10 protein-coding genes are annotated in these 14,110 nt (G+C 71.3%); 5 read left to right on the top strand and 5 right to left on the bottom strand.

Annotation, left to right across the window (positions count from 1 at the left end):
* Window positions 1–6 precede the first annotated feature (6 nt).
* Window positions 7–384, top strand: a complete 378-nt coding sequence (locus ACZ7L4_RS26845; RefSeq protein WP_472106394.1) for a hypothetical protein — start codon at window positions 7–9, stop codon at window positions 382–384.
* On the opposite strand, the gene ACZ7L4_RS26840 is transcribed toward ACZ7L4_RS26845, so the two are convergent.
* The 5 genes from ACZ7L4_RS26840 to ACZ7L4_RS26820 form a co-directional block, all read right to left on the bottom strand.
* Window positions 354–2,324, bottom strand: a complete 1,971-nt coding sequence (locus ACZ7L4_RS26840) for a DUF2264 domain-containing protein (RefSeq protein ID WP_472106392.1) — start codon at window positions 2,322–2,324, stop codon at window positions 354–356. The genes ACZ7L4_RS26845 and ACZ7L4_RS26840 overlap by 31 nt on opposite strands.
* Window positions 2,325–2,372: 48 nt before the next feature.
* The gene (locus ACZ7L4_RS26835) at window positions 2,373–4,766 is read right to left on the bottom strand and encodes a polysaccharide lyase 8 family protein (RefSeq protein ID WP_472106390.1); all 2,394 of its coding nucleotides are present in this window, start codon (window positions 4,764–4,766) and stop codon (window positions 2,373–2,375) included.
* Window positions 4,767–4,787: 21 nt separating this feature from the next.
* A complete protein-coding gene (locus ACZ7L4_RS26830; protein ID WP_472106388.1) occupies window positions 4,788–6,173 on the bottom strand; it encodes a M60 family metallopeptidase in 1,386 nt (461 codons plus the stop codon).
* 225 nt (window positions 6,174–6,398) lie between these two features.
* Window positions 6,399–7,526 (bottom strand): LacI family DNA-binding transcriptional regulator, encoded by a 1,128-nt coding sequence (locus ACZ7L4_RS26825; protein ID WP_472106386.1) that lies wholly within the window; start codon window positions 7,524–7,526, stop codon window positions 6,399–6,401.
* Between the two features lie 92 nt (window positions 7,527–7,618).
* A complete protein-coding gene (locus tag ACZ7L4_RS26820; protein ID WP_472107362.1) occupies window positions 7,619–8,605 on the bottom strand; it encodes a hydroxyacid dehydrogenase in 987 nt (328 codons plus the stop codon).
* A gap of 347 nt (window positions 8,606–8,952) precedes the next feature.
* Here ACZ7L4_RS26820 and ACZ7L4_RS26815 point away from each other — a divergent pair, with 347 nt between their 5' ends.
* The 4 genes from ACZ7L4_RS26815 to ACZ7L4_RS26800 all read left to right on the top strand — a co-directional run bounded on the left by ACZ7L4_RS26815 (window position 8,953) and on the right by ACZ7L4_RS26800 (window position 14,061).
* Window positions 8,953–9,909: an ABC transporter permease gene (locus tag ACZ7L4_RS26815; RefSeq protein ID WP_422471095.1), complete on the top strand. Its 957-nt coding sequence runs from the start codon at window positions 8,953–8,955 to the stop codon at window positions 9,907–9,909.
* A gap of 94 nt (window positions 9,910–10,003) precedes the next feature.
* Window positions 10,004–10,864: a carbohydrate ABC transporter permease gene (locus tag ACZ7L4_RS26810; RefSeq protein ID WP_472107360.1), complete on the top strand. Its 861-nt coding sequence runs from the start codon at window positions 10,004–10,006 to the stop codon at window positions 10,862–10,864.
* 75 nt (window positions 10,865–10,939) lie between these two features.
* Window positions 10,940–12,625 (top strand): type 2 periplasmic-binding domain-containing protein, encoded by a 1,686-nt coding sequence (locus ACZ7L4_RS26805; protein ID WP_472106384.1) that lies wholly within the window; start codon window positions 10,940–10,942, stop codon window positions 12,623–12,625.
* Window positions 12,622–14,061: a M1 family metallopeptidase gene (locus tag ACZ7L4_RS26800; protein WP_472106382.1), complete on the top strand. Its 1,440-nt coding sequence runs from the start codon at window positions 12,622–12,624 to the stop codon at window positions 14,059–14,061. The genes ACZ7L4_RS26805 and ACZ7L4_RS26800 overlap by 4 nt, the downstream gene beginning before the upstream one ends.
* Window positions 14,062–14,110 lie beyond the last annotated feature (49 nt).

Genomic DNA, 14,110 nt, shown 5'->3' with positions numbered 1-14,110 from the left:
CAGGACATGGACACCGCCGCCGCACCCCGCGTCCTCGTCATCGGGTTCGACCCGCGCCGGGTGCCGGGGCCCTGGGATCCCGAGCCGGTGGTCGCGGGCATCGAGGCGGGCCTTGCGAAGTTCGCCGAGCACGGCGTGGGGGTGGAGACCTGTCTGTTCGGCCTCGACGGAAGCGATGACGTCGAGGCCGTCGTCGTCAGTGCACTGCGGGCCCACCCGTGGGAGTGCGTCACCATCGGCGGTGGGCTGCGGCACTCGGACGATCAGACCGAACTCCTCGAACTGGTCGTCAACCTGGTGCGGCGGTACGCGCCCGCCGCGGCCATCGCGTTCAACAGCGCCCCGGACACCACCTACGAGGCGGCCGCCCGCTGGATCGGGTGAGGCGACACCTTCACCACCTCGCCGTCCGGGAACGTGACCTTGACCGTGCCCGCCGCGTCGACCGTGCATCCGATCGCCTCCCGCAGTGCCTGCGGGTGCACCGCGTCGCGGGTGAGGGCCACCAGGGAGACGTGGATGCCGGCGCCGTCGGCGGGGGAGCGGGAGCGCAGGAACGGGGTCGCCGAGTGGGGGCCGAAGGCGTTCGCCTCCACCTCGCGCGCGACACCGGCCTCCGCGTCCCAGCCGTGCAGGGCGACCACCGCGCTCGTCAGCCCCGTATTGGTGCGTGCCAGCGACCAGCCCGGGCCCTGGTCGACGCCAGGCTGCACGAGGTCGGCGACCGCGTGTCCGCCCTCGCGGACGGTGACGCCCGCAGGGGCCTGCACCCGGTGCACCCTCAGTTCCCACGGGCCGTGCAGCACGCTCGTCGACTCGATGGGGAACTCTGTGTCGGTGTGCGGGAGTTGGGCGTAGTGGCGGGATGATGCACGGCGCGCATCGCAGGTGAGGGGGTGGATGCGGGCGCGGCGCGACGGGGTGCCGTCCGGGGCGAGCAGCGCGATGTGGTTGTCGATCGTGCGGGACCAGGCGTGCGGGGCGGATTCGGGCGCGGTCGCGGTGGAATAGGCGAGCTTGGCGTAGTGCGGGTCGTCGTCGGCGGGGCCGTCGAGCGGGTTGTGGTCGCTGCCGTGGTTGATCAGGCGGACGATGCCGTCGTGCGGGGTGCCGTGCAGCAGCCAGCCCGGCGCGGGCAGGGCCGTGTACTGGGTCCCCTGTTCGACGGGCAGGGGGAGTTCGCGGTCGGTCCACACCGGATGATCGGCGGGCAGGAGGAGCCCCAGGAAGCCCTTGCTCGACCAGTACGGTGAGGCCGGGCCCGAGTACGGCTGTGTGGTCGGCAGGTGCGTGCCGTACCAGCCCAGGGGTTGGAGCCCCCGTTCGTCCGGTACGCCGCGTTCAGTGAAGTGCCGTGCGGTGCCGGAGGCCAGACGGCGCGTCAGGCCCGGCGCGAGCGGCGTACAGTCGGCCAGCGCGCCCAGCCAGGCGGGCGCCGTCGCCGCCATGCGGTACGTCAGGGAGCGCCCCTGGTGCACGGGCGCGCCGTCCGCACCGAAGAACTGCGGGTACGTCTCCAGGAACAGGGAGAGCCGCTCCCGGTAGAGCTTCGCGCGGTCGTTGTTGCCGCTGCTGTCGCTGTTGCCGTCCAGGCCCGCGATCCGCGCCCACATCAGCGGGTAGAGGTGCAGCGCCCAGCCGATGTAGTAGTCGAAATTGCGGCCGTCGCCGTCGGTGTACCAGCCGTCGCCGACGTACCAGTCCTCGATCCGGTCGAGACCGCCGTCGATGTCGCTCTGGCTGTACGGGGCGCCGACCGAGGCCAGGAACTGCTCGGCCACCACCTGGAAGAGCCGCCAGTTGTTGTCCCACGTGCGGGCGCCCACGAAGCCCGAGAGCCAGTCGACCACCCGCTCCTGGACCCTGGTGTCGAGCTGGTCCCAGATCCAGGGGCGCGTCTCGTGCAGGCCGATCGCGATCGAGGCGGCCTCCACCATCTGCTGGGAGCAGTCGGTGAGTTCGGGCCAGGCCTCCGTGTGGTCACGGTCCGTGCCCGTTGTCAGACCCTGCGTATACCGTTCGATCAGGTGGGAGATGGCGGGGGCTTCGGTCCCTTTCCCTGTCCCCGCCGTGTCCGTGCCCGCGCCCGCGATCCGGAATGAGGCGAGCAGAAATGTCCGAGCGAACCCTTCGAGCCCGTCAAGCACCACCCCCGACCAGCTGCCCCGCCCGGGCAGCCGGTACTGCGCGAACCCCGGTGTCGCGTAGGGCAGCAGCGCCGCCAACTGCTGGTCGGCGAGGGCCTCCCAGTGTGCGCGGGTCCACCCCGTACGAGGGGAGCGGACGCGGTCGGTTGGCGGCAGGGAGAGGTACGGGGCGGGCATGGTGGCTCGACGGCTCCTCGATCGGTGCGGGTGGGGCGGAGGACTGCTCTACGCGAGGTCCGCGGTGTGCGTGTGGCCGCGCGAGCCCGCGACGCGCACCGTGACCACCGGGCGGCGGCCCGGCGTGACCGAGACCGTGTCGTCGGCGCGGACCACGCGGCGTACGGGGAAGGGGAGTTCCACGGAGAGAGTGGTCCCGGTGCGGCCGGGGTCGGACACGGCGACGGTGATGCCGTCGTCCCGGCGGCGGACGAGCACGGTGCCCGGACCGTCGGCGCGCAGACCGTCCACGGCCCCCGCCGCCCAGAAGTGCGCGGCGAGCAGCCCGAGCCGGGGCGACTCGACGGCCTGGACGGTCGCGGTGTTCGTGAGGACGCGCACCGGGGTGGAGCGGGACCAGGCGGCGGTGGCGGCGGCCGTCGCGCCCGGCAGCAGGACGTAGGCGTAGGAAGCGGATTCGGGGGAGGGGCCGTGATCGAACCAGAGGGTGGCGTAGCGCCGGGTGACCGGGGTGGTGGAACCGCCGGTGTCCGCACCGGTGTTGAGCGAGCGCCATGTCCCGGTGCGTTCCTCGCGCAGTGCGCGCAGCGGGCCGCCGGCCGGGAAAACGTAGCCTCCCGTGCCCTCCAGGTGCGCCCAGCGCGCATCGGTGAGCCGTGCCGACCAGCCGAGCTCTCCGGGCTGCGGCCGGTCGTCGACGGTGAGCCGGGGAGCGCCGTCGGCGTGCAGATTCCGGTTCTCCACGACGGTCTCGACCGTGCGGCCGTCGCTCGCGGTGATTCCGGCGCCCAGCGCGACGACCGCGTTGTCGAGGAGGAACCACGCCTTCTTGGCGCGCAGCGTCGACCCGTCGGCGATCAGCTCCATCGCCGCAGCCCCGTACCGGGAGTCGAGCACCGCGCCGCCCGCGACCGCGTTCTTCGGGCGGAAGGTGCCGGTTCCGGCGCCCGTGCCCAGGTCGGCGCGCTCGCGCGTGTCCACGGTGGTTCCCGGCAGCCGGTAGGGGTTCACCGTCGGCCAGAAGCCGTCACCGAAGGCGTCCAGGTCGTCGCCGTCGTACAGGTACGTCATGCCGTCACCGGTGTACCAGCCGTGCAGGTTCTCGCCGTTGCCCGCCTCGTACGCCGCGATGCGCTTGGAGGACAGGGACAGGGCGCACGACCAGCCAGGGCGCCGGTGCACCACCCGGTCCATGTCGGCGAACACGTAGTGGCCGGTGAGCCGCTCCGCGGGGTGCACCGACGCGTCCGCAAGCAGCTCCTTCGCGCGGGTCAGGGCCGGGACGCCGACGAGCCGCAAGTAAGGGGTGTCCTTGTTGCGCAGGATCCAGCCCTTGACGGTCGCGCGCCAGCGGTCCGCGTACGACTGCGGCGCGCCGTCCGCCAGTTGGAGGATGTACGAGGCGGTGGCCGCCCCGTCGGTGTGGTCGCGGGCCCGTTCGCGCGAGATCGCGCGGCCGCGCAGCGCGTCCATCATCACGCCGTCGAACAGCACGGGCACGAAGGAGCGCTCGACCGCCTCGTACAGCACCTTCACGGCCGGGTCGGTGACGGACCACTGCGAGTCGGCGAGCAGCGCGATGAGCTGTCCCGCGCTGCCGAGCAGGACTCCGCCGTAGGTGCCGGTGTAGGCGACCGAGGAGTGCTGGACGAACGAGCCGTCCTCGTAGAAGCCGTCGCCGGAGGTGACGTACTGGAACAGGCTGTTCTTGCCGTTGTCCCGGACGTCCGAGAGGCCGTCGCGGGCGAGCGCGACGACGTCCGCGTCCCCGGCGAGCAGTCCGCGCAGCGCGACGATGACGGCCTTGTCGGCGCGGTTGGCGCCCGTCTCGGCCAGCGTGGGGGAGTTGGTGCGCCGGTCGGCATTGGGGACGAACTTGGCGACCGTCTTGAGGTACGCGGACCGGTCGTCGGCGGGAAGGTGCGCGCGCAGCAGGACACAGGTGTCGAGGAGCGCGCGCGGTGCGCCGATCTCCCAGAACCACCAGTTGCCGGACTCGGAGCGGGTGTCGTTGTAGCCGGTGGCGCCCAGGAAGCGCAGTGCGTCGAGGAGCGCGTCGCGCACGGCCGTGTCGTCGGTGAGGGAGGTGCCGGGGGTCGCCCACGCCGTGGCGATCGTGCGCAGCCGGGTGTAGCTCTGGCCGAACATGCCGGGGTCGGAGGCCGGGGCGAGGTCGGACCACAGGGCCGTGCGCCCGGCGGAGCGGTCGAGTGCCTTCCACCAGTCGGCGGCCTGCTTGTCCAGGGCGGCCAGCGCGGCGGCGACATCGGGGTCGTCCGGGTCGACGTCACCCCCGGTGAGCTGCTCGGCCGCTCGCGCGAGCAGCGGCTCGTAGGGGTCGTCGGCCGCGGCGGCGGCCCCGGCGCCGGGGCCGAGGGGAAGTGTCGTCGCCGCGGCGCCCGCGCCCATGAGAGCCAGGGTGCGGCGTCTGCTCAGCTGCATGATGGGTGTTCGCCCTTCGGTTCAGTCGGTCAGCGTGGCCGGGTCGACGGACGGTTTCGGCAGGTTGAGCGCGGCAAGCTCCGCGCGCCCCTGCGCGTCGATGGGGAAGGCCCAGGTGGTGAGGAAGAAGTCGGTGAGGTCGCGCTCCGCGACCCGGCTCGCGCAGGTGGCGAGGGCCCGGTAGCGCGCGGCCGAGTCCGAGGAGTCCGACTGCGGGTTCTCCTCGCGCACCAGCCGGTGCAGCCGCGGCCAGAACGCGTCGCCGAACGCCAGCTCCAGCTGCCGCAGCGGGACCAGCTTCTCGTACGCGCCGAAGGACTTCTCGTACGTGAGTCCGTCCGTGCCGAACTTGGCGCGGGCCGACTGGAAGGGGTTCAGCCCCGTCGCCGGGTCCGCGGTGAGCAGATTGGAGGGCTGACCCAGGGCCCGCTGCACGGCCAGGGAGTAGATGTTCACGGTGACCTCGGTCATCGCGGCGGGCTTGTAGGCGAACTGCTGATGAAGATGGCCGAGTTCGTGGTAGAGCCCCCAGCCCCGGGTGCGGAGTCCCTGCACTGTCGTCGCCCGGTCGAGGTAGGCGCGCGGGAAGCCGTTGTAGCCGTGCGTGGCGTACGCGCCGACACCGGAGGGCACCACCGACACCTCGGTGAAGTGGTAGCCGCCCGCCTTGGGCCGGTGCACGGGCCTGGACCCGTCGAGACCGCTGATGGCCGACTCCGCGTCGATGATCTGCTCCAGGAGGCGCAGCAGCTCCGCGTGGCTCTCGTCGCGGTAGAGGAGGGCGCCGTCGCGGCTCAGTGTCACGATCGAGCGCGGGCCGTGCAGCTCCACGACCGGCACATCGGTCATGGTGTCCAACTGGCGCTGGAAGTCCGCCTCTTCGGTGCTGCCGAGTATGAAGACCGGCATGGGTGCGCTGCCGCTTTTGAACGCGACCGTGGCCCGCTCCCCGTCACCTTCCAGAGAGAAGTAGACGGGGCCGCCGTGCGGGTCGGTGACCGTGTTGGCGCCCGGCTTGAGTGGGTAGCGCCGCGGAGCGGTCAGGGCGGCGTAGTAGTCCCACCGGCCGATCCACACGGTGGGCAGCACGTCGTCGTGGGGCTGCACGTCCAGGCGCAGCGGGGTGCCGGCCGCGGCGTAGCGGCCCGTCGGCTGGAACTCGGAGGCGCGCAGGGCCTGTCCGAGTCGCAGCCGTTCGGCCTCGGCGGACGGGCGGGCGGTGAGCCGCACGGTCGCGGAGGTGGCCGAAGCGGCTGCCTGCGCGCTGCCCGCGCCGACGGTGAGCGCGAGGCCTCCGGCGGCACCGGCACCGGCCAGCGCGGTGAGTACCGTGCGCCGTCCGGGCCCGGGAGGTGTGTCGGGACGGCCGGCGGCGGCGAGGTCGTGGGACGTGTCGGCAGGGCGCATGCAGGGACTCCCCAGGGGACGAAGGACGTCGGGAGGACGAGTGGGACGTGGTGCGTGCGAACTGGGCGACAGCATGTAAGCGTTTGCTGTCAGGTGGCAAGGTGCTGGACCGATTTTCTGCTCGTTACTACGCCAAGTGGCCCTGAAGCGAGCAGAATCGAGCAGGCGGGCGTGATGTCACGGCGCCGCGACCGGTGGTGCGGTCCCGGCCTGCCGCGCAGTGCCTCAGTCCTGCCTCCGGCCGCCGCGGCCGCGCGGCGCCGCCGGGGGTGCCACGGAATCGCGGACCACGATGTGCGTGCCCAGGCGCAGCGCCCCCGTCGTGGGGGCGCGCCAGTCGTCCTCGTCCCCGCCGTTCAGGGCGACCCGCACGGCTTGGCGGCCCATCTCCTCCAGCGGGATGCGGACCGTTGTCAGGCGTGGCCGCAGTTCCTGGGCGACCGGGATGTCGTCGTAGCCGACCAGCGACACGTCCTGCGGCACCCGCAGGCCGGCCTCCTCCAGCGCCTGCGCGGCCCCCGCGGCGACGATGTCGTTGGCGGCGAAGACGGCCGTGAACTCGGGGCCTTCCCGCAGCAGTTCCGTCATCCGCCGGTAGCCGAAGGACCGGCCGAAGGCGCCCGGCTGCTCCAGCTCGGGGACGCGCTCGATGCCACGCAGTTCGAGTGCGCGCCGGTGCCCGGCGAGCCGGTCGCGCGCCGTCGACAGGGCGGGCGGGCCGCCCAGGTAGAGGATCCGCCGGTGCCCCCGGGTGATCAGGTGGTCGGTGATGGCGAAGGCGCCGCCCTCGTTGTCGTACTCCACGTCGACCGTGGGCACGCCCGCGCCGAGCGAAGGGCGCCCGCACAGCACGAGCTTGGCACCGTCCGCCGCCAACTCATGGGCCCTGCGCGAGAGTTCGGCCTGGTACTCGGGGTCGTCGACGCTGCCGCCGACCAGCACCACCGCGTCCGCCCGCCGCTCGTGCATCAGCTCGATGAAGGCCAGCTCGCGCTGCGGGTCCCCCTGTGTGCAGCACACCAGGCACAGCCGGTCGCCCGCGGTCGCCTCGCGTTCGACGCCGCGCGCGATGTACGCGTAGAACGGGTCGATCAGCTCGCTCACGATGATGCCGACCGTGCGCCCCGAACTGCCGGCGAGGGCGCGGGCATGCGCGTTGGCCACGTAGCCGAGCTCGCGCGCCGCGGCTTCGACGCGCTCGCGGGTGGCGGCGGCGACCGGGTAGTTGCGGTTCATCACGCGGGACACGGTGGCCGTGGAGACACCGGCGTGCCTGGCGACGTCGACCACCGTCGCGCGGCGCTGCTCCCGGTGGCCGGAGCCGTCGGCCGCCGTCGATCGTTGCCGGGCCATCCGGCCCACCCCCTGGTGTTCCTGCCGTGCATCCTGCCGTGCCGTTCCTGCTCCGCCCGCCCCAGAGCTTATGCCGTGCGGGGTGGGCCCGGTCACGCGATGTGCTCCAAGTCGTCGAGGCGTACCGGGTGGTCGAGCGGGGCGCCGTGCGCGTACCGGGTGAGCTCGTCGACGGCCAGCGCACCGAGCCGGCCCACCTCGTTGCCCTGGGCGCCCGCCATGTGCGGCGTGATGAGGACGTTGGGCAGGTCCCACAGCGGGTGGTCGGCGGGCAGTGGCTCCGGGTCCGTCACATCGAGCACCGCGTCGATCCGCCCGCTGACCAGATGCCCGACCAGGGCCTCGGTGTCCACGAGAGGGCCGCGCGCCGTGTTGACCAGCAGGGTGCCCGGCCGCAGCAGGTCCAGGCGACGGGCGTCGAGCAGCCGCCTGGTCTCCTCGGTGTCGGGCGCGTGCAGGGTGACCACGTCGCTCGCCGTGAGCAGGGTGTCCAGGTCGGCGCGGGTGACGCCGAGCAGGGCCGCCTCGGTGTCCTCGATGTACGGGTCGTACAGGAGGACCTCGACGTCGAGCGCGCGCAGCAGCCGCACCACGCGGCGGCCGACGTGCGAGGCGCCGACGACGCCGACGGTGAGGCCGCGGGTGCCGATCCAGTGGTGCCGGTCCAGGTCGGCGTCGGTGCGATGGGTGCGCCGGGTGCGGAAGAGATGGGCGAGCGGGAGGGCTCGCTTGGCGCCCATGATGATGGCCGCGAGGGTGAACTCGGCGACCGGCACGGCGTTGGCGGCGGCGGCCGACGACACGGCGATGCCGCGTTCGTAGGCCTCCCGCCCCAGGAAGGGCTTGACGGTGCCGGCCGCGTGGATCACGGCGCGCAGCCGCGGCGCGCCGTCGAGCACGGCGGTGTCGATGGGCGGGCAGCCCCAGCCGGTGAGCAGCACCTCGCACTCGGCGAGCGCGGCGCGCGCCTGCGGGCTGGTGAACTCGCGCAGGACGTGCGGCGGTCGGATGTCGGCGGCGTCCTCGAGCCGGACCCGCACGGCGGGCGGGAAGACGTCGTCGACGACCGAGGAGTGCATCGCCAGAACCGTACGGGGCCGCCGCGGGGGCGGTGTGGTGCCGGTCGCCGAGGCCTCGGCCCCGGTCGACACCTGGTCAGTGGTACGCACCCTGCCTCCGGACAGTAAACGTGTTCTATCAGGTGACCGAACGCTAAGGAGGCCTCCGGGCGATCGTCAACCCAAAGTCCGGCACGGATCTGAGAGTTGGCAGGTCATGCCGGTAAAACCCGGGCAGGTACGCTGTGTTGGAGTGGGTGTCTGCGATCAGGGCTTGCCCGAATCTATTGACGACAGGGTTAAACGCTTACTAACTTGCCGCCGCAGTAACGCAGTTCTTGCGTCACCCGGCCGAACAGGACCGCCCCATGACTGCTTCCGCGCCACCAGCCGTACCCCGCACCCTCCGCAGAACCCTGTGGCAGCGCGTCAAGCGCGACAAGGTGATGCTGCTGCTGTGCCTGCCCGGCTTTCTCTACTTCGTGGTGTTCCACTACGTGCCGCTGCTCGGCTACATGGTGGCCTTCCAGGACTACCAGCCCTATCTGGGCTACATGCACAGCGCCTGGACCGGCTTCGCCAACTTCGCGAGCGCCTTCGCCGACCCCGACTTCTGGTCGGCGACCGCGAACACGCTGGAGATCGCCCTGGTCCAGCTGGTCCTGTTCTTCCCCGTGCCGATCGGGCTCGCGCTGCTGCTCAGCAGCATCGTCAGCGACAAGCTGCGCCGCTTCGTGCAGAGCGTCGTCTATCTGCCGCACTTCATCGGCTGGGTCATCATCGTCTCGATCTTCCAGCAGATCCTCGGCGGCGCCGGGGTGGTCCCCGACCTGCTCGAAGCGGTGGGCCTGCCGCACTACGACATGATGACCGACCCGAACGCGTTCCCCTGGCTTCTCGCGCTGCAGGTCATGTGGAAGGACGCCGGCTGGGGCACCATCATCATCCTCGCCGCGCTGCTCAACATCGACCGCGGCCTGTACGAGGCGGCCGCCATGGACGGCGCCGCGCGCTGGCGCCGGTTCTGGCATGTCACGCTGCCGGGTCTCGCCCCGGTCCTCGTCCTCTTGCTGATCCTCAACCTCGGCAACATCCTCACCGTCGGGTTCGAGCAGATCCTGCTGCAGCGCGACGCCGTCGGCCCAGGCGCGGGCGAGGTGCTCGACACCTACGTCTATTTCCACGGCATCAAGGACAACCAGTGGGGCACCGCCGCCGCCGTCGGCCTGGTGAAGGCGGTCATCGGCACGGCCCTGGTGATCGGCGCCAACAAGTTCGCCCACCGGCTCGGACACGAAGGGGTGTACAGAGGTGCTGACCGCTGAGACGACCGCCGTGCGGACAGGCCGCAAGGCCGCACCCGCCGCCCAGAGCGCAGGACACGGCGAACTCCGCCCGTCGGGCGCCCGCCCGCCGTGGATGGAGCGGCCCACCCGGGCCGGCCTCGTCCTCAAGGGCCTCGCCCTGGCCGTCGTCGTGGGCCTCGTCGCGTACCCGCTGCTCGGTGTGATCGGGACGAGCTTCGCCTCGCAGACCGACATCATCCACGCCAACGGCCTGGTCCTGTGGCCCGACCACCCCAACCTCGACGCCTACCGCACCGCCTTCACCGGGGGCCGGGTCACCCGCGCTCTGTTCGTGAGCATCGCGGTCACCGTCGCGGGCACCGCCTGCAGCCTGCTCGCCACCATCGGCATGGCGTACGGCCTGTCCCGGCGCGGCATCGTCGGCGGCCGCTTCCTGCTGATGACGGCCCTGTTCACGATGCTGTTCAACGCGGGCGTCATCCCCAACTTCCTGCTGGTCAAGGAGCTCGGCCTCTACAACACGTTCGCCGCCCTGGTCCTGCCGACCATGGTCAGTGCCTTCAACCTCGTGGTGATGCGGGCGTTCTTCATGAACCTGCCGGAGGAGCTGTACGACGCCGCGAAGGTCGACGGCGCGGGCGACTTCCGCACCCTGATACAGGTCGTGCTGCCGCTGTCGAAGGCGGTCATCGCCGTCGTCGGACTCTTCTACGCGGTCGCCTACTGGAACGCGTACTTCAACGCCCTGCTCTACCTCGGCGACAACGACAAGTGGCCGCTGCCCATGGTGCTGCGCACCTTCATCCTCCAGGGACAGAACCTCGACACGGCCGCGGCGGGCGAGGCGATAGCCCCGCAGCAGGCCGTCCAGATGGCCGTGCTCGTGATCGCGGTCGTGCCGATCCTGCTCGTCTACCCGTTCCTCCAGCGCTACTTCACCAAGGGCGTCCTCACCGGCGCCGTCAAGGGCTGAGACGCCCCAGGGCCTCCGCACACCGGCCGCCACCCCCCGACTTCCGTGTGCCCCTTCACGTTGAGGAGACTTCGCATGCCCGGCACCACGACCATGAACCGCCGCACCATGCTCCGCTGGGGTGTGGGCGCCGGGCTCGGCGTCGCCGCCGCGCCCCTGCTCGCCGCGTGCGGCGACGGCGGCACGGCCGCCAAGGCGGAGGCCAAGAGCGGCAAATTGCTGCCGGCCACGGCCGTCCGCAACATCGGCATCGAGGCCGACCTGCCCGGCACCGCCGCGGGTGTGCCCGCCGCATTCCTGAAGTACCCCACCGAGATGGCCCGGGCCACCAAGGGCACCCCGCTCAAGGGCGCCAAGAAGATCACCGCGGTCACCGAGACCTTCGCGCCGCTGCCCCCGGAGCGCGGCAAGAACGCGGCTTGGCGAGAGATCGAGAAACTCCTTGGCGCCAAGGTCGACTTCACGGCCGTGCCCGCCGACGACTACCCGGCGAAGTTCTCCACGATGGTCGCCGGCGACCAGCTCCCCGACATCTTCATGTACCCGGAGACCGGCGGCGTCGACAACAAGGCGGCCTTCCTCGCCTCCACCTGCGCCGACCTCACCCCGTACCTCGCCGGGGACAAGGTCAAGAAGTACCCCAACCTGGCGGCGATCCCCGAGTACGCCTGGAAGGAGGCCATCTTCGGCGGCAAGCTCTACGGCATCCCGATCGCCCGGTCCGGCAGCGGCGGCGCCGGCTTCTACCGCGCCGACCTGTTCAAGCAGGCGGGCGTGGACAGCCTCGACCAGATCGACAGCCTGGAGCGGCTCGTCGAGCTGGCCAAGGAGCTGACGAACACCAAGAAGAAGCAGTACTTCTTCACGGGCGGCAGCATGAACCTGCTCGCCATGTCGGCAGGCGCCCAGCACTTCTGGACGCACGACACCAAGTCCGGCAAGTGGACGTACCAGCTGGAGGACGAGGCCTACCGGCACGCCGTCGAGACCGCCGCCACGCTCTACAAGGCGGGCTGCTTCTACCCCGGCACCGTACAGATGTCGGGCGCCCAGAAGGCCCAGTACACCGACCTGTTCAAGAACGGCAAGGCCGCGTACGTCTACGACGGCATGCCCGCCTATCTCACCACCGGCACCGGGTACGTCGACGCGATGAGCGCCATCGACAAGTCCTTCGACGTCCGCCCGATGGTGCCGGTCGGCAAGGACGCGGTCGCCTGGAGCGACAACACCTCCCTGGAGAACTGCCACATCACCAAGGCGGGCAGGAGCCGGGTCGAGGAGATCCTGCGGCTCGCCGACTTCGCCGCCTCACCCTTCGGTTCGCTCGAGTACACGCTGATGAACTACGGCGTCGAGGGCACCGACTACAAGCGCGACAAGCACGGCACCCCCGTCCTCACCAAGCAGGGCACACAGGACGTCACCGTGCCCTGGACCAAGCTGGCCTCGGCCGCCCCCGCGTTCTTCAGCGCGACACACCCCGAGGCGGCCCGCTACGCCCACGAGGCGTACACGAAGCTCATTCCGATGCTCGTCGAGGACCCCACGCTGGGCTACACCTCGCCCACCTGGGACTCCAAGGGCCTCGGCAGCCTCTACACGATCCACCTCGACGGCGTGAAGGACCTCGTCACCGGGCGCAAGCCCCTCTCGGCGTACGACGCCCTGGTCAAGAAGTGGCGCAACGCGGGCGGCGACACGTGCCGCGCCGAGTTCAAGCAGGCCGCCGAGCAGGGCGGGAAGAAGGGGGCCAAGTGAGCACCAGCAGACGCACGTTCCTCACCGCCGCGACCGGCGCGGCGGTCGCCGTCCCCCTGTTCGCCGCCCCGGCAAGCGCCGCGGGATTCGACCCCCGCCCCGGCTCCGACGGCGTCGGCGACCCGCTGTTCCCGACCCTCGGAAACGGCGGCTACCAGGTCGGCCACTACGACCTCACCTTCGACTTCACCCCGGGCACCTACGACTTCACGGCCTCGGTGACCCTGTACGCCCGGGCCACCCAGGACCTGTCGGCCTTCAACCTCGACACCGACGGACACACCATCGACTCCGTCACGGTCGAAGGACGGCAGGCACGCACCGCCCTCTCCCTCGGCAAGTCCGGCCAGGAACTGACCGTCACACCGGCCGCCCCGCTCCACAAGGGCACCCCGTTCACGACCACCGTCCGCTACCACGGCAACGGCAAGGCGCCACGCGCCGGACTCACCGGCTGGCGCTTCGGCACGGACGGCGGATTCGCCTCCGCCGTGCAGTCCTCGCGCGCGGACACCTTCCTGCCGTGCAACGACACCCCGTCCGACAAGGCGACCTGGGCCTTCCACATCACCGCGCCCAAGGGCTACGTCGCCGCGGCCAACGGCGAGTTGACGGGAAAGGACCGCCGCGCCGACGGCTCCACCGTGTGGCACTTCGCGCTGCGCGAGCGGATGCCCACCGAGCTCCTCGGTATCGCGGTCGTCAAGGGCACGTACCTGTACGGCAGTTCACACACCGGGCTGCCGCTGCGGCACGTCGTCCCGCAGGGCCGCGAGGACTTCTACGCGCCCATCGTCGCCCGCACTCCGGACCATCTCGCCTGGCTGGAGGCGAAGCTCGGCCCGTACCCGTTCTCCGTCTACGGCCTGCACATCTACGACGGGTACACCGACGCCCTCGAGAACACGACGCTCACCCTGATGGGGACCAACTGGTTCAAGAACGACGCGGCCGGCCACCCGACGTACGAGAACACCATGGTCCACGAGCTGACCCACCAGTGGTTCGGCGACAGCGTCACCCCGCACGACTGGCAGCAGGCCTGGCTCAACGAGGGGCCCGCCGTGTACTACGCCGCCCTCTACAGCGAGGAGCGCGGCTGGTCGCGGATGGCCGACAAGATGCGGGCCACGTACGAGAAGCTGGACGCGATCCGCGCGAGCGACGGCCCTCCGGGGCTGCCCAAGGCGCTCGGCGGCACCAACATCTACGACGGGGGCGCCCTCGTCCTGTACGCGCTCCGGCTCCACGTGGGCCAGAAGAAGTTCGACCGGGTGATGGGGCTGTGGCCCCGGCGCTTCAAGGACCGGACCGTCACCAGCGAGGACTTCATCCGGCACGCGGTGGAGGTGACGGGGGACCGGGGAGTCGATCCGTTCCTGCGGGACTGGTTGTTCGGGGCGAAGAACCCGCCGTTGCCGAGCAGCGGAACGTGACGCACGCCGCGCACGAGACCACCCGCAGCCCATCCGCCCGAGTGGAAGG

The organism is Streptomyces sp. NPDC107575 (genome assembly GCF_055657265.1).
The sequence above is the reverse complement of the archived record's forward strand: the minus strand, read 5'-3'. Positions and strand labels throughout refer to the sequence as shown.